Below are 25,213 nucleotides of genomic sequence, written 5' to 3' on the forward strand. Positions count from 1 at the left end.
AACATCCCCCAGCAAGCCAGGTGCAAAGGAATATTATCGATGATTTCCGGCCTCTACCTGATTACTGACGACAATCGTGACGGCTACATCCTAACCAAAGTCAAAAAAGCCCTGACCGGTGGTGCTCGCATTATCCAGTACCGCGCTAAAGATATCGACGTCAACGAACGCCGTGCCATTGCCACCCAATTGCAGACCCTGTGCCGTGAACACCAGGCCCTGTTGATCATCAATGATTTCCCTGAACTGGCACGCGATATCGATGCTGATGGGGTCCACCTTGGACAGGATGACATGTCCGTGGTTCAGGCGCGCCAGATCATCGGCCGCAATAAACTGATCGGCATTTCCACCCATAGTGTTGACGAAGCCCTTAAAGCTGAAGCCCAGGGCGCTGACTATATCGCTTTTGGCAGTGTTTTTCCAACCAGCACGAAAAAAGATATTACCCTGGTTGGGCTCAAAAGCTTAAGCATGGTGCGTAAAGCGGTGCTCATTCCGCTGGTTGCCATTGGCGGCATGACGCCTGAACGCGCGTCGTCAGCTATCGACGCCGGAGCCGATGCGATCGCGGTTATTTCGGGTGTGATGGCCGATGATGATCCGGGACGTGCAGCACGGGAATTCGCCCTGCTGTTTAACCGTCATCTGCCCTTGCCTAAAGGCAAAGTCATGACCATTGCCGGGTCCGACTCCGGCGGCGGGGCCGGGATCCAGGCCGACATCAAAACCATCACCCTGCTGGGCAGCTATGCTACCAGCGTACTGACCGCCCTGACCGCGCAGAACACCCTTGGGGTCAAAGAGGTCTACAGTATTCACACCAACTTTGTCGAACAGCAGCTTGATGCCGTCCTTGATGATATCGGCACCGATACCATTAAAACCGGCATGCTCAATTGGGGGGGGAGTGTCTGGCGCATTGCCCAAATCATCGAAGAACGCGCACTGCTGGCGGTTGTTGATCCGGTCATGGTGGCTAAAGGGGGCGCCAGCCTGCTTGACGATGTCGCCCTCGACAGCCTAATTTCACGGTTATTACCCCAGGCCTACCTGTTAACCCCCAACCTGCCGGAAGTTGCCGCCATTACCGGAATCAATCCCCGCAATAGCGAAGAAATGATCGAGGCCGGTCGCAATCTGCAAATGCTCGGCGCCCGCAATGTCCTGATTAAAGGGGGGCACCTTGAGCAAGGGGATGCTACCGATGTGCTGCTGCTGGATGAAGAGGAACATCTGATCACCGCTCCGCGCATCGACAGTCCCAACACCCACGGCACCGGTTGCTCCCTGGCTGCTGCCATTGCCACCTTCCTGGCACAGGGCTATCCCCTCAAGCAAGCCGTTGAACGGGCCAAACGCTTTATCAGTATTGCCATTGAGCACGCTGTTCCTATCGGCCACGGTCATGGACCGATTAATCACTTCCATGCGGCGATGCAACTCTTGCATGAAAAGGCACCGATGGATTAAACTGCCTGGGTGTGCCTGTACTGCATCTGTTAACCAAACAGCGCGACTTCCCATTTATTGTGGTCGCGCTTTTTTTACCCTTTCAAGGACGATATTCATGACTCAACTGGAGATGGCACGACAAGGTCAAATCAGCGATCTTGTTCGCGAAGCCGCCGCCGCAGAAAACATTGACCCCGAAATTCTGCGGCAGAAGATCGCTGCCGGCACGGCAGTGATCTGTCGCAACAACAAACACCTCAACGCCCGTCCCCTGGCTGTCGGTGAAGGATTGCGTACCAAAACCAACGCCAACATCGGCACCAGTGGCGACGACACCAGTATTGACAAAGAGCTGGAAAAGGCCAAGGTGGCCGCTGCGGCCGGCGCAGATGCCCTGATGGATCTTTCAACCGGTGGCCCGATTGATGACATCCGGGCTGCGATTATTGCCGAAACCGACCTCTGCATCGGCAGCGTCCCCCTCTATCAGGCCGCCTGTGATGCCGTGCTGCGTCAGGGCAAGCCGATCGTCGACATGACAGTTGACGATATTTTTGACGGGGTCAAAAAACACCTGGACGATGGCGTCGATTTTATCACTGTCCACTGTGGCGTTATCCGGGACACGGTCGCCCGCATGGAACGTGAAGGACGTTTGCTTGAAGTTGTGTCCCGCGGAGGGTCCTTTACCGTTGAGTGGATGCTCCACAACAACGCCGAAAATCCCTTATTTGAATTCTACGATCGGCTGCTCGAACTGGTACGCCCCTATGATGCGGTGCTGTCCCTCGGTGACGGTTTTCGCCCCGGTTGTCTGGCCGACGCCACCGACCGTGCCCAGGTCCAGGAGCTGATTATTCTTGGTGAACTGACCCAGCGCGCCCAGGAGGCCGGCATCCAGGTCATGATCGAAGGTCCCGGTCACGTGCCCCTCGATCAGATTGAGGCCAACATCAAGCTGCAGAAGCGTCTTTGCCACGGTGCGCCCTTTTATGTGCTTGGCCCGCTGGTAACCGATATTGCCCCCGGCTATGATCATATCACTGCCGCCATCGGTGGTACTGTTGCCGGCGCTGCCGGTGCCGACTTTCTCTGTTACGTCACCCCCAGCGAACATCTGCGTTTACCCACGGTTGAAGATGTCCATGAAGGTGTCATGGCGGTGCGCATTGCCGCCCACGCTGCCGATATCGTCAAAAAAATTCCGGGAGCGATAGAAAAAGACAATGCCATGGCCCGCTTTCGCAAAAATCTCGACTGGGAAGGACAGTTCTCGGTCGCCATCGACCCGGCCAAAGCCCGCCGTATCCGCAAGGAGTCGGGCGTGGATGAAAGTCACGGTGCCTGTACCATGTGCGGCGCCCTGTGCGCCTACAAGGTGATGAACGAGAGAAAACGGGAGAAAGCCGCGAGTTAACAGCGACCGTCACAACCCTGCACCGTCCATAAAAAAAGCCCGCGTAATACGGGCTTTTTTGTTTATAGGGATAAAAAATACTCCTCACACGGCAGAGACACCTTCTCGTTCCTCACGGCGGGTTGTCTTATTCCCCCATGTAGGTATAGGACACCAGGGTGCGGTCGAGCAGTTCAATGAAATGACTGCTCTGCTCAATACTGATCTTGCGTGACGCGACACTTTTTTCCAGGGTATCGCGCACATGCTTGAGGATTTCCGGCCCCTTGTACTGAACATATTTGAGACTTTCCCATACCGCATCGCCGCTGATGACGGTATCGATCTTGTAGCCGGTTTTGCGATTAAAGGTCACGTGCACGGCATTGGTATCACCGAACAGATTGTGCATATCACCAAGAATTTCCTGATAGGCTCCGATCAGGAAGAAGCCGATAAAATAATCCTCATTTTTTTTAACCCGGTGCAATGGCAGAAACTTGGTGCGTCCGTTTTCCCCGACAAAGCTGGTAATTTCACCATCGGAGTCGCAGGTAATATCGGCAATCGAAGCGTTGATCTCGGGCTTCTGCTGCAACCGCTGAATCGGCATGATCGGAAACAGCTGATCGATCGCCCAGGAATCGGGAATCGACTGAAACAGGGAAAAATTGGCAAAACAGGTCTGGCGCAACGACAATTGAAAATTCTGCAGTTCCTCGGGTACCAGTTTCAAGCGTTCAACGATACTGTTAATCTTCTGAAAAATCTTGAAGCACAACCATTCGGCAACCGCGCGGTCATGGAGATTGAGATAGCCAAGATTAAAGAGACTGACCGCCTCCTGAATCAGTTGCAAGGTGTCGTGGTAATCCTCACGCAACGAATGGCGATCGATGCTCTTGTAGATATCGACCAATTTTTTGACCGTTGGTGCGAGCGTTTCTGTCGAGTCCAGCACCTCTTCAAAATCCGGCGTCAGACTTTGGGCACTCGTGTCCAAGACATTGGTCACCAACACCGAATAATGGGCAACAATCGCCCGACCTGACTCGGAGATGATATTGGGACAACTGACCCCGACTTCATCACAGATATTTTTTATCTGATAGACAACATCGTTGGCGTATTCCTCAACGGAGTAATTGACACTGGAAAAATAGCTCGACTTACTCCCATCGTAATCAACCCCAAGGCCACCACCAATATCTACGTACTCGAGGTTGACGCCAAGCTTGCACATCTCGGCATAGACCCGTGTCCCTTCAATCAGGGCAGATTTAATCTTGTCGATTTTAGTAATCTGGCTGCCGATATGAAAGTGGAGAAGGTTCAAACACTCGAGCATATGTTCTTCACGCAACAACTCGATGGCCGTCATGATTTCAGAGATCCGCAAGCCAAACTTGGCACCATCGCCGCCGGATGTCGCCCATTTACCAGTCCCCTTTGATGACAGTTTCACCCGAACACCAAGCTTCGGACTGATCCCAATCTCACGCGCAAGGGCAATAATTTTCTCAAGCTCGAACAGTTTCTCAACCACAATCGTTATATCGTAGCCAAGACGGGTCGCATAAAGAACCGTTTCAATAAAAGCTTTATCTTTATAGCCGTTACAAATAATGGGAATATCCTTGCCGGTGGCAAAGGATATAGCAATCAGCAGTTCCGGTTTGGAGCCGACCTCAAGGCCGATATTATAGCGTTTGCCAAACTCGGTAATCGCTTCGACGACCTGACGTTGCTGATTGACTTTGATCGGGTAAAAGGTACGGTACTGCGCCGGATATTCATTGTCGCTGATGGCGCCCTTGAAGGCTCGATTGATAGCAGAGATACGCCCCTCAAGAATATCCATAAAGCGCAGCAAAATCGGCGGCTTGATTTTGCGCTTGATCAGATCGTCAATCAACACTCGCAGATCGATAGAATATTTCGAATTTGGTGAAGGATGAACACAGACATTCCCTTTACGATTGATGGAAAAAAGGTCAGCCCCCCAGTTGCTTAAGTTATAGAGTTTGTCGGAACTAGCAGTGCTCCATTTTTCCATGAACGGAACCTTTCATCATTGAGATATTCGCCACTGAAGAAATTCAGAGGCGGAGCGTTGTCATCAACAAAATCGGCAACCAGCGCTACGATGTCCGATCCCATCCAACGTTCAATTAATAGTGAACACCCAGGGCGCCGATCAACCGAGTCGACTTCTGAAATCTGAATAATCAAAACGCCTCACCACTGTCAATTTACCCGTATCCGGCTCATAGGTACACAGATGCGGGTGCTGAATTCCGTTGAACGTGGTGGTCTTGACCGTGGTGTAATGGGCCATGTCCTCAAACGCCAGGCGACTGCCGACACTCAGGGGCTGATCAAACGACCAGTCGCCGACCACATCCCCAGCCAGGCAGGAAGGTCCCCCGAGACGATAGGTGAAAGGCTTTTCCTGAGGCGCTCCGGCACCATAGATTTCCGGGCGGTAAGGCATTTCCAGTACGTCCGGCATATGGCAGGTCGCCGACACATCGAGGATCGCATTATCGACCTCGTTGCGCACCAGATCGAGGACCTCCCCGACCAGCAGACCGGTGCCGATGACGACGGCCTCTCCCGGTTCGAGGTACACCGCCACGCCGTACTTGTCCTGAAAGTGCCGGATCAGCTTGATCAGCCCGTCAATATCATACCCCTCACGGGTAATATGATGACCACCACCAAAATTGACCCACTTCATTTGCGGCAGAAACTCGCCGAACTTTTCTTCAAACACTGCGGCGGTGCGTGCCAGCGGCTCGAACAACTGCTCACACAGGGTGTGAAAATGCAGGCCATCAACGCCCTCAAGGGAGCGGCCGTCAAATTCAACCCGTGGTATCCCCAAGCGCGATTTGGGCGCACAGGGGTCATAGAGCGGCACCGCCCCTTCCGAATGCTGCGGATTAACGCGCAGACCGATGGAAACGCGCCCGTTGGCTTTCGCCAACAGCGGACGAAAGCGCTCCAGTTGGGCAAAGGAGTTAAACACCAGGTGGTCGGAGAGGGTGAGCAGGTCCTCAACATCCGCCTCCTTGAAGGCAGCGGAGAAGGAATGGACCTCACCGCCGAACTCCTCACGCCCAAGCCGCGCCTCCCACGGTGAACTGGCACAGACCCCTTTCAGGGTCTGGGCAATCAGGGGGAACACCGGCCAGAAGGAAAAGGCCTTCAAGGCAAAGAGAATCTTTGCACCGCTGCGCTGCTGCACGTCAGCAAGAATGGCGAGATTATGGCGCAAGCGCCCCAGATCAAGGACATAAGCCGGCGATGGCGCCAGCTTCAGGATGTTAGGAATGTCGATATCTATCACCTGCTACAGCTCCGGCCACTCACCTTCAACAACCCTGTGCGGCAACCCCATCGGGCCAAGCTCGGCGAGGAAAACCTCCGGGTCAAACTGCTCCATGTTCCAGACGCCGGGTGCGTGCCATTGACCGGTCACCATCATGATGCCACCAACGACCGCCGGCACCCCGGTGGTATAGCTGATCGCCTGGGAGTTGGTTTCCTGGTAGCAGGCCTCGTGATCACAGATGTTGTAGATGTAGACCTGCTTGCGCTGGCCGTCCTTGGTGCCACGGGCAATCACGCCGATACAGGTTTTCCCTTTGGTCAGGGGGCCGAGGCTGGCCGGATCGGGCAACAGCGCCTTCAAAAACTGGATCGGGACAATCTTCTGCCCCTGGAATTCGACCTCATCGATGCGCGTCATACCGACATTCTGCAAAACCTCCAGATGTTTAAGGTAATTGTCGGAAAAGGTCATCCAGAATTGGGCTTTTTTGATGGTCGGGATGTGCTTGACCAGTGATTCCATCTCTTCGTGATAAAGCCGATAGATGTTCATCGGCCCGATCCCTTCAGGGAAATCAAAAACGCGTTTGGTTGTCAGCGGCGCAGACTCGACCCACTGACCGTTTTCCCAATGGCGACAGGTGGCGGTAATCTCACGGATGTTGATTTCCGGGTTGAAATTGGTCGCAAAGGGCTGACCGTGGTTGCCGGCGTTGGCATCGATGATATCGAGTTCCTCAATCACATCGAGATATTTCTTCGCTGCCAGAGCAGTGAAAACATTGGTCACACCGGGATCGAAACCGCTCCCCAGCAGTGCCATCACCCCTTGTTCCTTGAACCTGTCATGGTAGGCCCACTGCCAGCTGTACTCGAATTTTGCCGTTTCGTGGGGCTCGTAATTGGCGGTATCGAGATAATCGACGCCGGTTTCGAGACAGGCGTCCATAATGGTCAGATCCTGATAGGGCAAGGCAACATTGATTAACAGTTGCGGCTGTTCCTGCTGAATCAGGGCGACCAGCGCTGGAACATTATCGGCATCAACCTGCACCGTTTTAACCGTCACATCCTTGATTTCCGCGGCAATCTCGTCACACTTCGATTTAGTCCGCGAAGCCAACGTGATAGCGGAAAAAATATCCTTGCGCTGGGCGCATTTATGAACAACAACGCGGCCGACACCACCGGCCCCGACAATCAAAACCTTACTCATCAACATCTCCTTTCAGCCAAACAAACAATACCAGGACCGCCGCTTTGCTGCCGGCCAGCGTTGGAACAAAAACAACCAGAGCAAACGTCTTGCGACATACGTAACAAGACAGTTTTCGACTGTACCTGTCTTCCCAACACTGTCAATAAAAAAGTTGGTGCCGCCGGAAAACAATCGGCACCCGCAACGGCGTTAAGCCCCCTGCGAGTGCCGAAACAGCATCAATCGAATAATCTAACCGCATGGAGCATCCAACCAACAGGCATACCCCCGGAACCTGTACTTTATGTTCTCAACGTCGGCAACAGGTAATTATTAACATAATCCGTCACCCCCTGCTCCAGGGTATGAAACCTTGCCGGATAGCCATAGCTGCAGATTTTTTCCATATCAGCACAGGTATAGTACTGATATTTACCCCGCAGATGCAGCGGCATCTCGACATACTCAATGATGGGCTCTTTCTCCATCGCATTAAAAACAGCCATCACCAGATCAACCCAGGTGCGGGGGGTGCCGGTACCACAATTGAACAAGCCGTTCACTGCGGTATGTTCTCCCAGCCAGAGGGTCATGTCGACCGCATCTTTAACGTAGAGAAAATCGCGTACCTGCTCGCCATCACGATAATCAGAACGATGAGATTTGAACAATTGTACTTTACCGGTCTCACCTATTTGATCAAACGACTTGTGGACCACCGAACGCATATCCCCCTTGTGAACTTCGCCGGGTCCATAGACATTGAAATATTTCAGCCCGGCTATTTTTTTTAACAATCCCGAACGCAGGGCCCAAAGATCGAACATGTGCTTGGAGTAGCCGTACATATTCAAGGGGGAATAGCTGGGCGTTTTGTTGTCGTCGTCAGAATAGCCCAGATCACCATCACCATAGGTTGCTGCACTCGATGCATAAACAAAACGCACCCCGGCACTTAAACAGCGCTCACACAGAGCGCGAGTGTAACGATAGTTATTTTCGGCCAGATAACGGGCATCCACTTCAGTCGTGGAACTGCAGGCACCAAGATGAAAAACGGCCTGAACCTGTTCCAGAGAGATCCGATCGAGGAACGAGAAAAGCTCCGTCTTGTCAATATAATCTTCATAGACAAGTCCAACCAGATTTTTCCACTTCTCTGAGGTTCCCAGGGTGTCGACAATAAGAATATCGGTCTCACCCCGAGCGTTGAGTTCACGCACCAGGTTGCTGCCGATAAAGCCGGCCCCGCCGGTCACAATGTATTTTATCCTCATGTACCGTCCTTTTTATCCCTACTTTGCACGACCGGCACTGCCAAGCACTGCTTCGTTCTTATGCTTGATCAGTTTGATCAGTTCCTTGCGTGCCGCACCCAGGTATTTACGCGGATCAAACTCGCCCGGGTCATTGGCTAAATATTCACGAATCTTCGCCGTCACGGCCAGGCGACCATCCGAGTCGATATTGATTTTACATACCGCACTTGCTGCAGCTCGCCGCAGTTGGTCTTCAGATACACCAACGGCTCCTTCCATCTTGCCGCCATATTTATTGATCAATTCGACATACTCCTGCACGACACTGGAGGCACCATGTAGAACAATCGGAAAACCCGGAATCCGCTTTTCACACTCTGCCAGAATATCAAAGCGCAGCGGTGGTGGTTCCTCCCCCTCCTTGACCTTGAATTTGAACGCACCGTGGCTGGTACCGATGGAAATAGCCAAAGAGTCAACGCCGGTTTTACTGACAAAATCTTCCACCTCTTCCGGCTGGGTGTAGGTGGAATGTTCAGCCACGACATCATCCTCAATGCCGGCCAGGACACCCAGTTCCCCTTCGACGGTCACATCATACTGATGGGCGTATTCAACCACCTTGCGCGTCAAGGCGACATTTTCTTCATAGGGCAGATGAGAACCATCGATCATCACCGAGGAAAACCCCGATTCGATACAGCTTTTGCATGTCTCAAAGGAATCACCATGATCCAGATGCAGAACAATCGGAATCTCCGAGCCCATCTCCCGCGCCATGCGAACCGCGCCCATCGCCATAAAACGGAGCATCGTTTCGTTGGCGTAGCTGCGCGCCCCCTTGCTGACCTGCAAAATGACAGGGGAACTGGTTTCAGCACAAGCTGTAATAATCGCCTGCAACTGCTCAAGATTGTTAAAGTTATACGCAGGAATCGCGTAACCGCCGGAAACGGCCTGGCGAAACAGTTCACGCGAATTGACGAGCCCCAGATCTTTGTAGTTCACTACCTCGGCCATGAATGATACCTCCCCATCTTTGTTTGGATTAATGGCGCTGTCGTAAGGTCGCTGCTGCGCCCCGCCATTGCCCGGTTTGCAGCCTGCAAACAGTTGCAATAGGTACCTAGATCTTCTAGTATACGCTTGATTTTAATGGTTGGTATATCACAGATCGTAAAAGACTTAAAAAACATTTGCAAAACGAAAGGAAACGGCCATGGGTGAAACAGCGGTAGGGAATTATTTTAAGGACTGGAAAGAACGGGAGGCCATTGCTGAATTGATGATTCCGCTGATTGGCAGGCTGTACCGCGATCACGAAGTTATCTGCACTGTATTTGACCGCAATCTGGTCAACCAGTCGACGATCGACATCCTGCGTGTTCATCGTTTTGCCCGCCAGATTATCAACCGGGAGATCTGGGTTAAGGACACCTATCCCATCCTGCAAGTAATGGCCGAAATGGATCTGGCCCCGGCCAAGGTCGATCTGGCCAAACTGGTTCTGCGCTATCAGGAACAATCAGACCAGGACATCCGCACTTTTGTTACTGAACAGCTCAGTGACCTGAATACCGGCAAAGGACACCAGCTTAGCGCTCCACGCGACGTCGTGCTGTATGGCTTCGGTCGGATCGGCCGCCTGCTGGCCCGCATTCTGATTGAGCAAGCCGGAGGGGGCGACAAACTGCGCCTACGCGCTGCAGTGGTACGTAAAGGCAGCGACGATGACCTCGCCAAACGGGCCAGCCTGCTGCGCCGCGACTCGGTTCACGGCCACTTCAAAGGGACCATCATCGTCGACCAAGAGCAGAGCTCCATCGTTGCTAACGGTAATCAGATTCGGATCATTTACGCTGACTCCCCGGAAGAAGTGGATTACACCAGTTACGGTATCAACAACGCCATCGTCATTGACAATACCGGAAAATGGCGTGACCGCGCCGGGCTCTCCCGCCATCTGCGCCCCGGCGCATCCCAGGTGCTACTGACCGCACCGGGCAAAGGCGATATCCCCAATGTGGTTTACGGCGTCAATAATGAACTGCTGGATGCCGGGGATCAGATCCTCTCCGCCGCCAGCTGCACCACTAACGCTATTGTCCCAGTGCTAAAAGCGATCAATGACCGTTTCGGTATCGAAAATGGTCATGTAGAAACCTGCCATAGTTATACCAACGACCAGAACCTGATTGACAACTACCACAACAAAGAGCGGCGTGGTCGCAGTGCTCCCCTGAACATGGTCATCACTGAAACCGGCGCCGCCAAAGCCGTGGCCAAGGCCTTACCGGAACTGGCCGGCAAATTAACCGGTAACGCTATCCGCGTGCCGACACCCAATGTCTCCCTGGCGATCCTCAACCTGACCCTGAAACAGGAGACCAGCGTCGACGAACTCAATCTTTATCTGCGCGGCATGTCGCTGGAATCACCCCTGCAGGATCAGATCGACTACACCAATTCGCCCGAAGCGGTATCCTCCGACATGGTCGGCTCAAGTTATGCGGGGATTGTTGATTCTCTGGCCACCATCGTCCAGGGCAACCGTTGCGTTCTTTATGTCTGGTACGACAATGAATATGGCTACAGTCACCAGGTGGTGAGGATTGTTGAAAAACTATCGGGTCTTAATCTGGAGCAATGGCCCAAGTAAACGTGATGGCGTCGCAAAATCCACCAACGACTGCGTTGCTGCCCCTGCTTTTGCTGTTGACACGGCAGTGACCTACAACAGCGGATTGCTGGTTCTGTTGTTTGTCGGCTGTTGCGTCCTGATCCTTGTCGCACAACTGGTGCCGGCGGTGCTAATACTGTTTGGCAGGACTAAAGCTGCTGCCCAGGGCACGCAAGACCGGTGCTGCTGAAAACTAAGTCCACTCCAACATTCCAGTTAACCAATAACAATGGCAGGTGACCCGCGGGGTACCTGCCATTGTTATTGGGGTACCCCCTTCACCGATCGTTGAGAGGCTAAAGGATTCAGCTGGCATCAAGCCAGTCGTTATCGCAGCGCATCATGCGCGAGTGGCGTAGCAGATACGCGAGGTACAGGGGGCAGGCATCGTGCTCGTCGGTCAGGCACAGGGGACGGCGTATAGGCATTTCAGCGGAGGAACGCTGACAGCGAGAGGCCCGACGGTCATACAGGGGGCAGGGAATAGTCAATTGATGAAACGTCTCGGTGGAACTCTCAGTGATAGGCATCGACAGCACTCCTTTGGGCTTTTGTTGAGCTGCTGTCAAGGATGACGATGAACCATTGGAATCATGTTAGTATGGTGTTTATCTTTGACGAGAAAAGGGGCAACCACCACCGGGATGGTTGCCCCTTTTTGCTTATCTTTTTCCTATGATCAGCGTTGGCATGAGCCTATTAGCGGTTCTCAAAGGTACGCCGGATTAACAAGGCAATGCAGCCGCCGAGAATCAGCAACAACACCAGGGCCCCGCCGACAAGTTTACGCTGCCCGAGGGTTTCTTCCAATTCATCAATTGTGGCCTTGGTTTCTGCCAGATCAGCATCGAAACCTGCGGTTTCTGCACGAATTTTCTCAATATCGACACTATGGAACAGGCGCCGGAAATTATTACGGGTCGAAAACAGCTCATCCTGCAGGCGACCGGTATCAAAACCAACCCGATAAAGAGAAGCGATCGAGGCTTCCAGGCGACTGAGCATCGCCTCAGTGTCGCTGATCTCCTGTTTGATCAAGGCCGGTTTGTCGTAAGTATGACAACGTGAACAGCTGATGTCATTAATCAGGTCAATGGTAGCTACCTGCACAGCGTGATTTTCATGACAGCTGACACAGTTGGGGCCCCCAAACTCAACCACCTGGCCGTGCAGACTGGCACGATAATCTTCTTCCACCCCAACGTGGCAGCGGCCGCAGAAAGCCGGAACCTCGGCATAATCAGGCACTCCGATAAAGCCCCGATCAGAGGACATGGCCTCAACATAATCAGTCGGGTCGCCACCGTGACAATCATGGCAGGACACCCGATGAACCGCATGGACACTGGTATGCCACTCAGCGGTGGGGATTTCCCCCAGTTGACCGGACAGTCCGCCGTGGCATTCGATACAAACACTGGTAGCGGCAGCAGAAGCGGTTGCGCTGGTCAGCAAAAAAATCATCAGAAAAAAGAACAGATTGTTCAGCAATATTTTTTTCATGAGTAGTGCCCCCACAGTGACAGGCCGACAAACAGCAGAATCCCCAGCAGGTAGAGGGTGACAAAAAGCGGCCGATGGGACGGTCGCCGTTCCAAGCCCCGATCAAAAAACGGCAGCACTGCCAAAAAGCCCATGGCTATCCCTTGAGAAGCGAGGCCTAAAAGCTCATTGGGGAATATTTTCAACGCCTGATAAGCCCAGAGGAAATACCACTCCGGCTTGATGTTGGGCGGAGTGAAAAACGGATCGGCAGGTTCCAGTGCGTCAGGCGGAATAAAGAGCCAGGGGGCAAAAAATGTGATGCCCACCAGCAGTGCCAAAGCAAAAAAGACCATGGCGCCATCTTTAATAGTGTAGTTAGGATGGAAAGGCACGCCATCCGGATGTTCTTCGTGATGGAAGCTAAGTGGCATTTCCGTCGTCCGATATGCGTCACCAAAAGGCGGCCTGGAGATACCAACCCGACGGACACAGAACAGATGGAAGCCGACCAGAGCAAAAAACACCAGGGGTAATCCCATCACGTGCAGGGCAAAGAAACGCCCGAGGGTGGCTTCATTGACCGTAGGCCCACCCCGCATAAAGGCGACCAGCTGGTCACCTACAATCGGGATAGCGCCGGCCGCATCAGTGGCAACCGTAGTTGCCCAGAATGACAATTGACTCCAAGGGAGCAGATAACCGGTCAGACAGAAGACCAGCGCCAGGTTAAACAAAATAAAACCCGACACCCAGGTCAACTCCCGGGGGCGCTTATAACTGCCCATAAACAGAACGGAGAGCATGTGTGCCAACAGAAAGACAATGATCAGATTGGAACCGACCACATGCAGATATCGGATCAACCAGCCATAGGGGATCTCGTTCATGATCATGGTAACGCTGGCAAAAGCCTTTTCCGTATCGGGCACATAAAAAACCAGGAGCAGGGTTCCGGTAAGGAACTGCAGACCGAACATGGCCATCAGCACGGCCCCCAGGGTGTACCAGATGTTAATATTAGGTGGCAAAAGATAGCCGCCGAGGTTCTGATGCAACAGTTCACGAACGCCCAGGCGCCGATCCAGCCAGTTAATTGCTTCTTTAGCAGGATTCATTGTGTACCTCCTTAACCGATCAGAATGTCGTCGCCATCGAGGGTAACCGGATAGGTATCAAGGGCGCGGGGTGGTGGTCCACCCAGAACCTGGCCGGAATTGCCAAAGCGACCGGCATGGCAGGGGCAGAGAAATTCCTGCGTTTCTTGAACCCACTTGATGATACACCCCAGGTGAGTGCAGACTGCGCTCAAAGCGACAAACTCACCTGCTCGTGGTTGCAGGACAACTGCCGGGCGTCCCTGAAAGGCAAAGAAATGAACCGTGCCAATCGCTACCAGCTCACGGGCAACACGCACCTGGCTGCCTTCCCCACTCCGTTCGACCGGCGAGAGGAAACGAAATATTGACCAACCAAACACGCCAGCGGTAACAGCGCCAATAGCTGCCAGAATAATAGCCAGAAACGTTCTTCTTTCATTAGGGGAGGCAGGGGCTTCACTCATACAAACTCCTTCATAGAAACTAACGCTAACAACACAGGACGACAATCGTGACAGAACAACAATATCCATTGCCCATAAAAAACTCGAGCGGAACTATAGCACAAAGGTTATATCAAGATAATCGTTAACATGCTTTTTATGAAAATACTGTGCTGCGCTTACCTGCGTTTTTTTAACACTCGGAAAGAAGCATGGTTACCGCTACCGACCGATAAGCCCAACGATCGCCAGATCATCCTTTTTTTGAATAAAAACATTAATGAATATAGTAAGTTGTGGCGACACAAAAGAAACCCCGGCCAACGTCCTTTCAATTGACAAGGGTTATTTTTTCCTGCTATAGATTACTCTTATTAATTTTTGATCAGGGAGCAACAATGACAATAGCAGACAAAAAGCAGAGCATTCTCTTTTCACGAGAACTCATTGCAGCCGAGGTCGAACGTCTAGGCCTAGAGATTTCCCGTGATTTTGCCGATCAGGAAGTCATGCTGATTGGGGTGTTAAAAGGCTCTTTTATTTTTATTGCCGACCTGATTCGCGCCATCAAGGTGCCAACCGTGGTTGATTTTGTGCGCCTGGCAAGCTACGGCTCGGAAACCAGCACATCCGGAATTATCGAATTTCGCAAAGGGCTGGAAATGCCCATTCGTGGTCGTCATGTGGTTATTGTTGAAGATATCGTCGATAGTGGCTACACCCTGGAATGCCTGTATCACAAGTTATTGCTTCAGGAACCCTTATCCTTAAAAATCTGCACCTTGATTGATAAACGTGGGCGACGCGAAGTCGAGATCGAAGCTGATTATGTCGGTATGGCGATGGAAGATGGTTTCATCATCGGCTATGGCCTTGACCACGACGAACGTTATCGCAACTTGCCGGACATCTACCTGGTCCACGACGTCTGACCTTCATCCCGTGGAACGAGCGGCAAGACTGTCGGATAATTTTCGCGAAAAGTTCTCGACCTACTCTTTAAAAGGAGATCACCATGGTTATTACCTGCCCTGAATGTTCCACCCGTTTCAATGTTGCCGAAGCACGCATCCCTGACGCGGGGGCAAAACTGCGCTGTGCCCGCTGCCGACACATTTTCATGGTCCACAAACCGATACCGGAAGAAGTGCAACCAGAAGAACCAGAGGCAACCCCGAAAGAAGCTGCGACAATAGGCTCAGCTCCGCAGCCGGAGGAATCAAGCTTAGGCGAATCGGCCTTCAGCAATAGAATAGAGACCTTTTCCCACAGCCCGGCCGCACCCCCTGAGGATCCAGCGAGCTTCAGTGATGTCGATACCAACGATGGCGACTTCGACTACGATCGCTTCCGCGAACTTGACACCGGTGATTCGGCTGCCGAGGAATTTACCTTTGGCAATGATGAAGAATTGGCGCCCCCGCCGGCGCAAGGGACTGAGTCTGTCTCCGAGACGGCAAATGGGCAGCTTAACGCGCCACAAGAGCAGGATGAAGCCAGGGAACTGGCTCCGGCAGCGGCTCAAAAGCACAAAAAAGCTTCAGCCCCCAGCAGTTCAGCCTTCTCAATATTAATCAAAGCTATGCTGTTAATTATTCTGGCCGCCCTGATTATCGGAGGAATCTACATCTATTTGGACGGACCGGAAGAAATCAATGAAAAGCTCAAACACTATTTTGGTCAGGCAAGCGAGGAATCAACCGGCATTGATCAGATCTCCCTGGGGACACTGGAAGGCCGGTTTTTGAGAAATGAACACGCCGGGGAGATTTTTCTGATTCGTGGTGAGGCCATTAATAATTTCAATCAACCTCGCTCAGCTGTTCAGGTCAAAGGGGTGCTGTACGATCAACACGGCAAACCACTGATGCAAAAGACGGTATTCTGTGGTAATCCGATCAGCGATGAGCAGCTACGCACCCTGCCCTTTAATGAACTGGAACAACTGATGGGAAACCAGTTTGGCAAAGACCTGAGCAACATGAAGGTGGACCCACGAACAAGTATTTCCTTCGACATTATCTTCAAGGATCTGCCGGCTAACATTGCCGAATTTAGTGTTAACGTCACGTCCTCCCGCCCAATTGCCCGCTGATTGTCGCGTCCATCCACCATTCCTGCTTATTTTACCAGCACCTCAGGTCCGGTCCTCGATCTATAAAAAAAGCGGCGACCGTCAATAACAGCCACCGCTCTCTTACCTCATACTGTCCAGCAATGAATCAGGCTTGGCTGATTGCATCCACCGGGCAGGAATCAACACAGGCACCACAATCGGTGCAGGTTCCTGCATCGATGGAATAGATGTCGCCTTCGGCAATTGCGTCGACAGGACAGGTTGATTGGCAGGCGCCACAAGCAATACATTCGTCAGAGATTACATGAGCCATGGTTTTTTTCCTCCTGAAAATTAAGGTCCGGTATCACCTGATATGGTTATACCCTCGTAACAGGTGGCACTTTACCCGATCTCAACCTTCCTGTCCAGACCTGAAAAACACTTGCGGAAAATGGTGTAATCGCGCTAGCCTGTCGTCTTGATTTTATCCGTATTTTTTTCGTATAAGCTATGAATATATCAATAGCGGGACAACAAATCCTCCCACGATGATCTGAAAAACGGGGAAATGTTCGAACCATTTTTTTCATTTGACAATAAAAAGGAGCTGACGATATGGACATTCTGGCGCTGAACTGTGGAAGCTCATCGGTCAAATATCAATTATTTGACTGGAAGCGCAAGGAAGTAATCGCCAAAGGCATGGTGGAACGCGTGACCATCGGCGATTCTTACATTATTCACGAAGTACCGGGACGCGAAACCTACCGCGAAGAATATGAATGCCCCGACCACAAAACGGCCGTCCACCTGATTGTCAAAACCCTGAGCGGCAAGGAGCACGGTGTCGTCACGGATATGAATCAGATATCGGCGGTCGGTCATCGAGTGGTTCATGGTGGAGAAAAATTCACCTGTTCGGTGCGTATTGACGACGATGTGCTGGCCGCCATCAAAGAGGTTCAACACCTCGCCCCGCTCCACAACCCGCCTAACATTTCCGGCATCGAAGCAGCGCAAGCGGTGCTTCCCAACGTTCCGCACATTGCTATCTTTGACACCGCGTTTCACCAGACCATGCCCGAATATGCCTATACCTATCCGGTTCCCCACGAATGGTATACCCAGCATGGCGTACGGCGCTACGGCTTCCATGGTACCAGTCACCTTTATGTAGCCAAGCGTGCTGCGGTTCTGCTCGGCAAGAAACCGGAACAGTGCAATATTATCACCATGCACATTGGCAACGGGGTCTCTCATTGTGCTATCAAAAATGGTGTCTCGGTAGATACCTCCATGGGCTTGACGCCTCTGGAAGGCGCGGTCATGGGAACCCGCTGTGGGGACATTGACCCGGCGATCCCGGCCTTTATCATGGAGCGCGAAGGGTTAACTCCTAAGGACATTGACAATATCCTCAATAAAAAATCAGGAATATTTGGCATTACGGGTGAATTCACCGATCGGCGCGACGTCATCGAGGCCGCCGAAGCCGGCAACACCCGCTGTCAACTCGCCCTTGACATTGAGTCCTATCGCCTGAAAAAATATATCGGTTGCTACAATGCTGCGTTAGGACGCCTTGATGCGGTGGTGTTTACCGCCGGAGTTGGAGAGATGGCCTGGCTGATCCGCGAAAAAACACTGGACAATCTGGAACATATGGGGATCACACTTGACCGTGAGAAAAACCGCAACACCATGACCCGCAAGCGTGAAACGATGATTTCCACCCCGGACTCGCCGATCAAGGTCTTTGTTATTCCCACAGATGAGGAGTTGGTTTTTACCGAGGATGTGGTTGCTATCCTCGAAGGAACCTATACCGATCACATGAATTTCAGCTACTCCTTTGCCCATGACAGTTTTCAGCGTAGCTGATGACCACTAGAGATCAATTCTTAAACCCCTGGCTTTTCCGTGTCGAACGAAAAAGCCAGGCTCTTAAACCAATAAATAAAGCATGGTCAACTTGTAGTTGAAAATCAGACCCAAGGGTACCCAATGGCCGACACCGGCGACGACGTCCAGCAGCTGCTTGCCCAGCTCCAACAGGAAAATGGAGAACTTAAGCAGACCTGTAAAGACCTGATCAGTGAGCGTGAAGCCCTGGAGATGGCGATTGCTGAGTTCGGCAATAAGCAACTGCGCGCCGAAATTGAAGCAATGGAACTGGAACAGATTTTTCTTTCTGTCAGTGATGCCATGTGGGCCGTCCGTGATGACGGCACTGTCATCAGAGCCAATGAGGCGATGGCAGCGCTGCTCGGCAAACCTACCGCTGACATTGTCGGCAAGAAATGCCGCGAGTTACTTGATTATGGCCTCTGCCAGAACAAATCCTGCCCGCTTGAGGTTTGCAGCAGCCGAAAGAAACAGGAATTTGACGTCAAACTGGCGACAGGAGCGGATAGCTGCGATCATTACATTATCAGTGTCGCACCGCTGACCACTATTGTCGGCACCACCGCTATTATCAGCCAATTCAAAAACATTACAGCGCGCAAAGAAGCGGAGCAACAGCTTGAAGAGCTCAACCGGGCCCTATCAGAGATGGCCCGGATTGACGGCTTGACCGGCATTGCTAATCGGCGTTTTTTTGATGAAGTCTTTGATAAAGAATGGAAACGCCTGGCACGGGAACAGAATCAGAATTTTTCATTGATTCTCGCCGATATCGATTTTTTTAAAAAATATAACGACAACTATGGTCATCAGCAGGGGGACGATTGCCTGATCCTGGTTGGCAAGGCGCTTAAGGAGGCTATTCTGCGTCCAAGTGACATGGCTGCCCGCTATGGCGGTGAGGAATTTGCCCTGTTGTTGCCGGGGAGTGATCTTGCCGGAGCCGGGACAGTTGGTGAACGTGCCCGTCAGGCGATTGTTGACCTGCAGATTCCCCACGAATATTCCGACGCTGCCGACCATATTACCATGAGCCTTGGGGGAGCCATGATGACCCCCAGCCACGATAACTCACCCGCCGATCTGATCGCATTGGCTGATCAGGCCCTCTATCGGGCAAAAGAAAGCGGCCGAAATACCCTGTACCTGCCGGACATCGACTACCCCCTCCCCACCCGGTCATAAATCCGGGCCAGGGCGATCTTCAATCGCGCGCAGATAGCCGCGCGCTCGGCCAATCAATTCTTGATCGCTGGATAAGTCGATCGCTGCCAGAAAATAATGATAGGCGCTGGTCAAATAGCGCGGATTTTTCAGCATCGCCTGCCCTGCTCCCAGGTAGGCATGATCAAGGGCCCTATCGCGCGGCCGTTCAGCGATCAGTCGTCGAAAAAGGGATAAAGCCTCCTGATCCCGCCCCTGAGCCAGCAGATAATCACCAACCCTTAACAGATCAGCGGTCGCGACCTGACCACGTTGCTCGCGACTGGTCAAACTGAAATAACAGTGTGCGGCCTGATCGAGATCCCCCCGATCCACGGCGGGACAAATACTGCGCAACGATTCGAGGGGAGCACTGACCTGCTGCGTCCGGCGCAAGGGAAAGAGGCGACGGTAGTGATTCCCCCCCCAGGCAATTCCCAAGCCCGCCAAAAAGCCACCGATATGAGCACCGTGAGCAATACCACTGCCCTGAGTACCGGAAACAATGAATGGCAGCAGGTTATCAATAATCAGATAAAAACCCAGCAACAGGCGGGCGGGTAGATAAATTGTAGTCACCACAATGGGAAATAAAAAGATCAGACACCGCACCCGGTTCTTGGGAAACCACAGAAAGTAACAGCCCAGCACTCCAAAGATCGCCCCGGATGCACCGATTAACGGGACCTGTGAATTCAGTGAAAACATGGAAAAAAACAAGGTGGCTGAAACCCCACAGCCGAGATAAGCAAGCAAGTAGCGTAAATGACCAAGCCGATATTCGACATTTTTACCGAAAATATATAGAAACAACATGTTGCCGACCAGATGCATGAATCCCCCATGCAGGAACAGGGAACTGAGCAGGGTCAGCAATGAGGCGGCAGCGGGCCTGAAACCATACTGAAACACCAGCAGATCATGAGCACTCAGATGGTCAAGAACTTCACGGGCGGAAATCCTGCCATACAACCCCAAAGATCTGAGATAGTCCAACAGCAGCGGGTCAGTCAAATCAACCTTGGTACGGGTTGCCGGAAAGCTGATAAAAAGAAAAACACCAATGTTTATCGCCATCAGTCCCCAGGTGACAGCGGGACGGCCAGGAGCTCGGGGAGTATCGGCGATGGGGAAAAACATTGCAATCCTGTCGGTTGGCAGGCCAATATAATAGCACAATATCCGGCTACCGGAATCATCCCTGCAGCGAGGGTTTTACTATGAGTCTTTTGTTTATGCTGGATATGATCGGCACCGTAGCTTTTGCCGCCTCCGGGGCCTGGGTCGCTGTCCGCAAGGAAATGGATCTGTTCGGCGTCGTTGCTTTAGGAATGGTCACCGCAATCGGTGGAGGCACCCTGCGCGACCTGCTGCTTGGGGATCTCCCCCCTTTTTGCCTGCAGAATGAAATCTACTTCTGGGTGCCGGCGGCGACAGCGCTACTGGTTTTTGTCATGCATCGTCATCTGCCCACCCTGATGCAGCCATTACTTTATCTGGATGCCATTGGTCTGGGGACTTTTGTCGTGATTGGCGTGAGCAAGGCGCTGTTATTTGACACCGGACCCTTTGGTGCCGTATTGATGGGGATATTGACCGGCACTGCCGGTGGGGTTATCCGCGATATTCTCGCTAACGAAGTTCCCTTGATTCTGCGCCAGGAAATCTATGCGTCTGCCTGCGTTCTTGGCGGTATTCTGCTGGTCATCCTGACCCACCTTGAAGTTCCGGAGCAACTTAATCTGCTGCTGGTGGCCGGCAGCGTTATTCTGATCCGGGTCCTGGCCATCCGCTACAACTGGTCGCTACCCAAGGCCCCAATCCAATAGTTTTTCTCCACCCCTTATGAGGATATCACCATGCATCAAATCAAATTCACTGATGGCACAACGCTGAACCCCGGTAAAATTATCGGTCTGGGACGCAACTACCTGGATCACATCCGTGAGCTTGGCAATGCCGTCCCGGAACGGGCGGTCATCTTCTCCAAACCCCAGAGCAGTCTACTGAATAATGGCGGCATCATCAATCTGCCGGAATTTTCCAAGGAATGTCACCACGAACTGGAACTTGCCGTACTGATTGGCAAAACCGGCAAAAACATCAAGACAGAAAGGGCCCTTGATCATGTCGCCGGTTATGCCGTTGCACTTGATCTGACCCTGCGCGACCTACAGACGCAGCTCAAAGAAAAGGGGCTCCCCTGGGATATCGCCAAAGGATTCGACACCTCCTGCCCCCTTTCTGCCTTTGTCCCCGCTGACCAGGTGACAACCCCCAACAATCTTGAGTTGCAGCTCAAGGTGAATGGTGTGACCCGTCAAAAAGGGAATACCGCGCACATGATGCGTTCGATTGAGGAGATCATTGCTGAGATCTCCATCTATTTCACCCTCGAACCCGGTGATATCCTTCTCACCGGCACCCCGGCCGGCGTTGCCAGGCTTTATAGTGGTGATATCCTCGAGGGGACGATTGAACAGGTTGGTTCCCTGAAGGTGTCTGTAGCGTGAGCAAGCAATTTGCCCTGATCGGCCCAGGTCGGGTCGGTTCAGTCATCTCCCGGGCGCTGTTCGAGAACGGCTATCAGCCGGTCGCCATCATTGGTCGCAACCTGCAATCAGCGCAGGAAGCCTGTTCTTTCATCGGCTGTGACGTGGGTCTGGCAACCATGGATCTGTACGCTGCCGCCCCTGCCGAGCTGATTCTACTGGCCGTACCGGATGACCGCATCGCAGCTGTCGCCGGTCAAATCCACCTCAATCAGGTTGCAAAACCGGGCTGCGTCCTGCTTCATTTCAGCGGTGTTCACCCGGCTGCCGTTATGCGCCAGCCGGAAGGGCGAACGTTCCTGTTTTCCCTCCACCCCCTGTTCCCATTTGCTGACCGCCGGCAGGCGTATGAACAATTGGGTCTTATTCATTATTTCGGTGAAGGGGATGTGACCGCTTATCCCACTGCCGAGGCCCTCGGTAACACCCTGGGGGGACAACTCCACTTTCTAAGCCCACAGATGAAGCATCTTTACCACGCTGCCGCCTGCCTGGTCTCCAATTATCTTGTCACGCTGATCGCGGAGGCCGGTTCTCTACTGGAAGAATGTGGCATTGAACCGAGTCAGGGGGAAACTTGCCTTCTTCCGCTACTTGAAGCCACCTTGCGCAATGTTGCAACCTGTGGGACAAACGAAGGGCTGACCGGTCCCATTGTGCGGGGAGATATCGGCACCCTCACTGCCCATCTGCAGGCATTGGAAAGCAGCCCCACCGGTCTGCTTGACCTCTATTGTCTTCTGGGCGGCAGAACAGTACTGATTGCTGAAGGTTCAGGACGTCTCAGCACCAGTAAGGCGGAATCAATACTCGAACTCTTTAATAAGACAAATTTCACTAACAAGCGCGCATGAAATAATTAAAATCCTTGCCTTTCTTCACTGGTTTAGTTAACTAAAGCAGATCTATTGGTGGTAGTCGACCACCTAACATTCCGGCGGTCGGCAAGACAGAAGAACTGTCGAATCTATTGAACATCAGAGAAGCGATGAATCTCACTTGCAGCGACAACAAGAGCTACAACATCTCCAATCTCCCCACGGTCCCTCATCTGTTGGTGGAACTGCTCAATCTTTGTCATCAGGAAGATGTCAGTTTTGACAAGTTCGCCGAGATGATCGGCAAAGATACCGGACTGACTTCACGAGTGATGCACATTGCCAACACCCCGGCATTTCGACAATGGAAAGATGTCAGTGATCTGCGCCGGTTTTTGATCGTTCTGGGTATGCACAACCTCAAGACCATTGTTACCACTTCTGCCATTGAGCAGTTTTTTTACCAGTTCAGCAGTGCCTTTAATCACCAGTTACGCCAGATCTGGGTGCGATCCATCTGTTGTGCCAATCTGTGCGAGCGCCTGGCCCGCCTGCTTAACTATCACAAGCCCGGAGAGGCTTTTTTTGCCGGTCTTCTCCATCAGTCCGGCATGCTGATACTGATGATGAACGATTGTGACAATTATCTACAGCTGCTGGACAGCTATTACGAGACCCCGTACAGTTTCTGTGAACAGGAAAGGGCGCTTCTACAAATCGATCACTGTGAGCTGGGTGCACTGTTGGCACAGAGCTGGAAGCTCGATTCCTTTATTGCCGATGCCATCCAGTTCCAGCGCGCTCCTGTTGAAGAATTGCGCAGTGCACCGACCCTGATAAAAATCCTCGCCGTTGCTGCGCGCTTTACCGGGAGCCGCAAGCCTGACGATAATCCCACAGCGCTGGCCATAGCTACGGAGCTACTCGGACTCACTTCCGAAACATCACTTACGTGCCTTCAGGAATCACTGAACATAAGTATCGCCATGCTGACGGCCCTAAGGATTCCGAATGCCGCCTCTCTGATCAATCACCAGCGCGAATCCGGACAACTCCCCGAGGATGAACACTCCGCCCCACAACTGCGCGCAGCGGTTCGCCGGATTGCGCTCAGCCAGGCTGGAGCGCCTGGCACCAGCAAGGACCTGATCACTTTTGCCAAGCAGGTAAGAATCAGCATCTGTTCGGTCTTCCCTCTGCAACAGCTGCTGCTGCTCAGTTACGACGAGAAAAATAATCTCCTGATTCCAATCAATGATCTTGAACTACATCAGTTAGACGACCTGCTCTGGGAAGACTCAGACAAGAAAAGTCGGGTTGTTGCCGCCCTCAACTCCGCTAGCGAAAAAACCCTGACCACGAACGGGGCCACTATCGCAGATCGGCAATTACTCCGCCTTCTCGACAGTTCAACAGCGTCCCTGATCCCCCTGGTGTACCGGAATAAAAAAATCGGGTTGATAGCTCTGGGGCTGGGTGGTGAACAATCCCCTCTGGCAGTGAAGGACAAGGCCTTGTTGTCATTGTTCTGCGAGGAGATCGCCCGACGCTACGCTACCCTTAACAACACCCTGGATAATTCGCTTGGCATGGGGGCAAACCGGTTCAGACAGCTGGTGCATGAGATCAGCAACCCATTGTCAATTATCAACAACTATCTTTATGTTCTCGGCAAAAAACTTCACCATGAGGATACGGCTCAGGAGGACTTGCGAACTATTTCCGAAGAAATTGATCGGATTGGCCGCATCCTGCTGCACGCCGGGGAAAGCAGCTCAGGAGCTAAAAGAAGTCAAGATATTACAAATATTAATGAACTGATATCCGACCTTGATCGCATCCTGAACAATTCACTTTATTCTTCTGGACAGATCCAATCGGTTCTGCATCTTGACAAGAAGTTGCCTCCTGTACGATGTTCTTCCGACAAGCTCAAACAGATTTTGATTAATCTGCTCAAGAATGCGGCGGAAGCTCTTGACTGCGGTGGAACCATTCAGGTTTCCACCAGGGACAATATCTTCCAGGATCAGCAGCGTTATATTGAGATCACTATCAAAGACAACGGGCCCGGCATTGCACCTGCGGTGCTGCAGGGCTTGTTCAGCCCAGTCACCAGCACCAAAGAAGGGCACTCCGGCCTGGGTTTGACAGTAGTCAACAACCTGATCAAGGATCTAGGTGGCAGCATCTCCTGCTTTTCAAGTGCCACCGGCACTGAGTTCAAAATTTTGCTGCCACGCGCTACAGGGTAAAACCGCCACTGAAAATATGGCCGGTTGCGGGGACGAAAAAAAACCTAATTAAAAACGGCGGGGGAAAGAGAA

23 protein-coding genes are annotated in these 25,213 nt (G+C 52.3%); 12 read left to right on the plus strand and 11 right to left on the minus strand.

The features are described 5' to 3' along the window. Window positions 1-39: 39 nt before the first annotated feature. Together thiD and thiC are read left to right on the plus strand one after the other, a co-directional pair. The gene (gene thiD / locus ICT70_RS05760) at window positions 40-1,473 is read left to right on the plus strand and encodes a bifunctional hydroxymethylpyrimidine kinase/phosphomethylpyrimidine kinase (RefSeq protein ID WP_191154449.1); all 1,434 of its coding nucleotides are present in this window, start codon (window positions 40-42) and stop codon (window positions 1,471-1,473) included. 91 nt (window positions 1,474-1,564) lie between these two features. Continuing rightward, window positions 1,565-2,872 carry a phosphomethylpyrimidine synthase ThiC gene (gene thiC / locus ICT70_RS05765; RefSeq protein WP_191154627.1) on the plus strand — a complete coding sequence of 436 codons (1,308 nt, stop codon included), beginning with the start codon at window positions 1,565-1,567 and terminating at the stop codon, window positions 2,870-2,872. 127 nt (window positions 2,873-2,999) lie between these two features. Here the strand turns inward: thiC and speA are convergent, their stop codons facing one another. From speA to ICT70_RS05790, 5 genes are all read right to left on the minus strand, one after another. Further along, window positions 3,000-4,907: a biosynthetic arginine decarboxylase gene (speA, locus tag ICT70_RS05770; RefSeq protein ID WP_191154450.1), complete on the minus strand. Its 1,908-nt coding sequence runs from the start codon at window positions 4,905-4,907 to the stop codon at window positions 3,000-3,002. 141 nt (window positions 4,908-5,048) lie between these two features. After that, window positions 5,049-6,203 carry a carboxynorspermidine decarboxylase gene (gene nspC, locus ICT70_RS05775; RefSeq protein WP_191154451.1) on the minus strand — a complete coding sequence of 385 codons (1,155 nt, stop codon included), beginning with the start codon at window positions 6,201-6,203 and terminating at the stop codon, window positions 5,049-5,051. A gap of 3 nt (window positions 6,204-6,206) precedes the next feature. Continuing rightward, window positions 6,207-7,403 carry a saccharopine dehydrogenase family protein gene (locus ICT70_RS05780; RefSeq protein WP_191154452.1) on the minus strand — a complete coding sequence of 399 codons (1,197 nt, stop codon included), beginning with the start codon at window positions 7,401-7,403 and terminating at the stop codon, window positions 6,207-6,209. A 284-nt stretch (window positions 7,404-7,687) separates the two neighbouring features. Then, window positions 7,688-8,662 carry an ADP-glyceromanno-heptose 6-epimerase gene (gene rfaD / locus ICT70_RS05785; protein WP_191154453.1) on the minus strand — a complete coding sequence of 325 codons (975 nt, stop codon included), beginning with the start codon at window positions 8,660-8,662 and terminating at the stop codon, window positions 7,688-7,690. Window positions 8,663-8,680: 18 nt separating this feature from the next. Continuing rightward, window positions 8,681-9,664: a class II fructose-bisphosphate aldolase gene (locus tag ICT70_RS05790; RefSeq protein ID WP_191154454.1), complete on the minus strand. Its 984-nt coding sequence runs from the start codon at window positions 9,662-9,664 to the stop codon at window positions 8,681-8,683. A gap of 199 nt (window positions 9,665-9,863) precedes the next feature. Between ICT70_RS05790 and ICT70_RS05795 the strand changes: the two genes are divergently transcribed. Together ICT70_RS05795 and ICT70_RS05800 are read left to right on the plus strand one after the other, a co-directional pair. Beyond that, window positions 9,864-11,303, plus strand: coding sequence for a glyceraldehyde-3-phosphate dehydrogenase (locus ICT70_RS05795; RefSeq protein WP_191154455.1), 1,440 nt, complete (start codon window positions 9,864-9,866; stop codon window positions 11,301-11,303). Further along, the gene (locus tag ICT70_RS05800; protein ID WP_224746854.1) at window positions 11,257-11,514 is read left to right on the plus strand and encodes a hypothetical protein; all 258 of its coding nucleotides are present in this window, start codon (window positions 11,257-11,259) and stop codon (window positions 11,512-11,514) included. The genes ICT70_RS05795 and ICT70_RS05800 overlap by 47 nt, the downstream gene beginning before the upstream one ends. A gap of 115 nt (window positions 11,515-11,629) precedes the next feature. Here the strand turns inward: ICT70_RS05800 and ICT70_RS05805 are convergent, their stop codons facing one another. The 4 genes from ICT70_RS05805 to ICT70_RS05820 all read right to left on the minus strand — a co-directional run bounded on the left by ICT70_RS05805 (window position 11,630) and on the right by ICT70_RS05820 (window position 14,370). Continuing rightward, window positions 11,630-11,854, minus strand: a complete 225-nt coding sequence (locus tag ICT70_RS05805; protein WP_191154456.1) for a hypothetical protein — start codon at window positions 11,852-11,854, stop codon at window positions 11,630-11,632. A 169-nt stretch (window positions 11,855-12,023) separates the two neighbouring features. Beyond that, window positions 12,024-12,827 (minus strand): cytochrome C, encoded by an 804-nt coding sequence (locus tag ICT70_RS05810; protein WP_191154457.1) that lies wholly within the window; start codon window positions 12,825-12,827, stop codon window positions 12,024-12,026. Beyond that, a complete protein-coding gene (locus ICT70_RS05815) occupies window positions 12,824-13,924 on the minus strand; it encodes a cytochrome b (protein WP_191154458.1) in 1,101 nt (366 codons plus the stop codon). The genes ICT70_RS05810 and ICT70_RS05815 overlap by 4 nt, the downstream gene beginning before the upstream one ends. A gap of 11 nt (window positions 13,925-13,935) precedes the next feature. Next, complete coding sequence (locus ICT70_RS05820; protein WP_191154459.1) at window positions 13,936-14,370, minus strand: QcrA and Rieske domain-containing protein; 435 nt, start codon at window positions 14,368-14,370, stop codon at window positions 13,936-13,938. A 377-nt stretch (window positions 14,371-14,747) separates the two neighbouring features. Here ICT70_RS05820 and hpt point away from each other — a divergent pair, with 377 nt between their 5' ends. Both hpt and ICT70_RS05830 read left to right on the plus strand, forming a co-directional pair. Continuing rightward, entirely contained in the window at window positions 14,748-15,281 is a 534-nt protein-coding gene (gene hpt, locus ICT70_RS05825) for a hypoxanthine phosphoribosyltransferase (protein ID WP_191154460.1), read from the plus strand. Between the two features lie 83 nt (window positions 15,282-15,364). Further along, on the plus strand, window positions 15,365-16,444 hold the full coding sequence (locus ICT70_RS05830) for a DUF3426 domain-containing protein (RefSeq protein WP_191154461.1): 1,080 nt from the start codon (window positions 15,365-15,367) through the stop codon (window positions 16,442-16,444). Window positions 16,445-16,571: 127 nt separating this feature from the next. On the opposite strand, the gene ICT70_RS05835 is transcribed toward ICT70_RS05830, so the two are convergent. Beyond that, a complete protein-coding gene (locus ICT70_RS05835) occupies window positions 16,572-16,739 on the minus strand; it encodes a 4Fe-4S binding protein (RefSeq protein ID WP_191154462.1) in 168 nt (55 codons plus the stop codon). A gap of 284 nt (window positions 16,740-17,023) precedes the next feature. Here ICT70_RS05835 and ICT70_RS05840 point away from each other — a divergent pair, with 284 nt between their 5' ends. Both ICT70_RS05840 and ICT70_RS05845 read left to right on the plus strand, forming a co-directional pair. Next, on the plus strand, window positions 17,024-18,289 hold the full coding sequence (locus tag ICT70_RS05840; RefSeq protein WP_191154463.1) for an acetate kinase: 1,266 nt from the start codon (window positions 17,024-17,026) through the stop codon (window positions 18,287-18,289). A 123-nt stretch (window positions 18,290-18,412) separates the two neighbouring features. Further along, window positions 18,413-19,498: a GGDEF domain-containing protein gene (locus ICT70_RS05845; protein WP_191154464.1), complete on the plus strand. Its 1,086-nt coding sequence runs from the start codon at window positions 18,413-18,415 to the stop codon at window positions 19,496-19,498. Here the strand turns inward: ICT70_RS05845 and ICT70_RS05850 are convergent. Next, entirely contained in the window at window positions 19,493-20,593 is a 1,101-nt protein-coding gene (locus tag ICT70_RS05850; protein WP_191154465.1) for a rhomboid family intramembrane serine protease, read from the minus strand. The genes ICT70_RS05845 and ICT70_RS05850 overlap by 6 nt on opposite strands. Before the next feature lie 143 nt (window positions 20,594-20,736). On the opposite strand from ICT70_RS05850, the gene ICT70_RS05855 reads away from it, so the two are divergent. From ICT70_RS05855 to ICT70_RS05870, 4 genes are all read left to right on the plus strand, one after another. Next, window positions 20,737-21,345, plus strand: a complete 609-nt coding sequence (locus ICT70_RS05855; protein ID WP_191154466.1) for a trimeric intracellular cation channel family protein — start codon at window positions 20,737-20,739, stop codon at window positions 21,343-21,345. A 30-nt stretch (window positions 21,346-21,375) separates the two neighbouring features. Further along, window positions 21,376-22,029, plus strand: a complete 654-nt coding sequence (locus ICT70_RS05860) for a fumarylacetoacetate hydrolase family protein (protein WP_191154467.1) — start codon at window positions 21,376-21,378, stop codon at window positions 22,027-22,029. Then, complete coding sequence (locus ICT70_RS05865; RefSeq protein ID WP_191154468.1) at window positions 22,026-22,922, plus strand: DUF2520 domain-containing protein; 897 nt, start codon at window positions 22,026-22,028, stop codon at window positions 22,920-22,922. Before ICT70_RS05860 ends, ICT70_RS05865 begins: the two co-directional genes overlap by 4 nt. 134 nt (window positions 22,923-23,056) lie before the next feature. Beyond that, window positions 23,057-25,141, plus strand: coding sequence for an HDOD domain-containing protein (locus ICT70_RS05870; RefSeq protein WP_191154469.1), 2,085 nt, complete (start codon window positions 23,057-23,059; stop codon window positions 25,139-25,141). Window positions 25,142-25,213 lie beyond the last annotated feature (72 nt).

Origin of the sequence: Pelovirga terrestris (assembly GCF_014773365.1) — a bacterium.
Taxonomy (GTDB): domain Bacteria; phylum Desulfobacterota; class Desulfuromonadia; order Desulfuromonadales; family Geopsychrobacteraceae; genus Pelovirga; species Pelovirga terrestris.

Coding starts and splice junctions, on each gene's coding strand:
- thiD (WP_191154449.1), top strand. CDS start 40: ATGATTTCCGGCCTCTACCTGATTACTGACGACAATCGTGACGGCTAC.
- speA (WP_191154450.1), bottom strand. CDS start 4,907: ATGGAAAAATGGAGCACTGCTAGTTCCGACAAACTCTATAACTTAAGC.
- ICT70_RS05780 (WP_191154452.1), bottom strand. CDS start 7,403: ATGAGTAAGGTTTTGATTGTCGGGGCCGGTGGTGTCGGCCGCGTTGTT.
- rfaD (WP_191154453.1), bottom strand. CDS start 8,662: ATGAGGATAAAATACATTGTGACCGGCGGGGCCGGCTTTATCGGCAGC.
- ICT70_RS05790 (WP_191154454.1), bottom strand. CDS start 9,664: ATGGCCGAGGTAGTGAACTACAAAGATCTGGGGCTCGTCAATTCGCGT.
- ICT70_RS05795 (WP_191154455.1), top strand. CDS start 9,864: ATGGGTGAAACAGCGGTAGGGAATTATTTTAAGGACTGGAAAGAACGG.
- ICT70_RS05805 (WP_191154456.1), bottom strand. CDS start 11,854: ATGCCTATCACTGAGAGTTCCACCGAGACGTTTCATCAATTGACTATT.
- ICT70_RS05810 (WP_191154457.1), bottom strand. CDS start 12,827: ATGAAAAAAATATTGCTGAACAATCTGTTCTTTTTTCTGATGATTTTT.
- ICT70_RS05815 (WP_191154458.1), bottom strand. CDS start 13,924: ATGAATCCTGCTAAAGAAGCAATTAACTGGCTGGATCGGCGCCTGGGC.
- ICT70_RS05820 (WP_191154459.1), bottom strand. CDS start 14,370: ATGAGTGAAGCCCCTGCCTCCCCTAATGAAAGAAGAACGTTTCTGGCT.
- hpt (WP_191154460.1), top strand. CDS start 14,748: ATGACAATAGCAGACAAAAAGCAGAGCATTCTCTTTTCACGAGAACTC.
- ICT70_RS05830 (WP_191154461.1), top strand. CDS start 15,365: ATGGTTATTACCTGCCCTGAATGTTCCACCCGTTTCAATGTTGCCGAA.
- ICT70_RS05835 (WP_191154462.1), bottom strand. CDS start 16,739: ATGGCTCATGTAATCTCTGACGAATGTATTGCTTGTGGCGCCTGCCAA.
- ICT70_RS05840 (WP_191154463.1), top strand. CDS start 17,024: ATGGACATTCTGGCGCTGAACTGTGGAAGCTCATCGGTCAAATATCAA.
- ICT70_RS05845 (WP_191154464.1), top strand. CDS start 18,413: ATGGCCGACACCGGCGACGACGTCCAGCAGCTGCTTGCCCAGCTCCAA.
- ICT70_RS05850 (WP_191154465.1), bottom strand. CDS start 20,593: ATGGCGATAAACATTGGTGTTTTTCTTTTTATCAGCTTTCCGGCAACC.
- ICT70_RS05855 (WP_191154466.1), top strand. CDS start 20,737: ATGAGTCTTTTGTTTATGCTGGATATGATCGGCACCGTAGCTTTTGCC.
- ICT70_RS05860 (WP_191154467.1), top strand. CDS start 21,376: ATGCATCAAATCAAATTCACTGATGGCACAACGCTGAACCCCGGTAAA.
- ICT70_RS05870 (WP_191154469.1), top strand. CDS start 23,057: ATGAATCTCACTTGCAGCGACAACAAGAGCTACAACATCTCCAATCTC.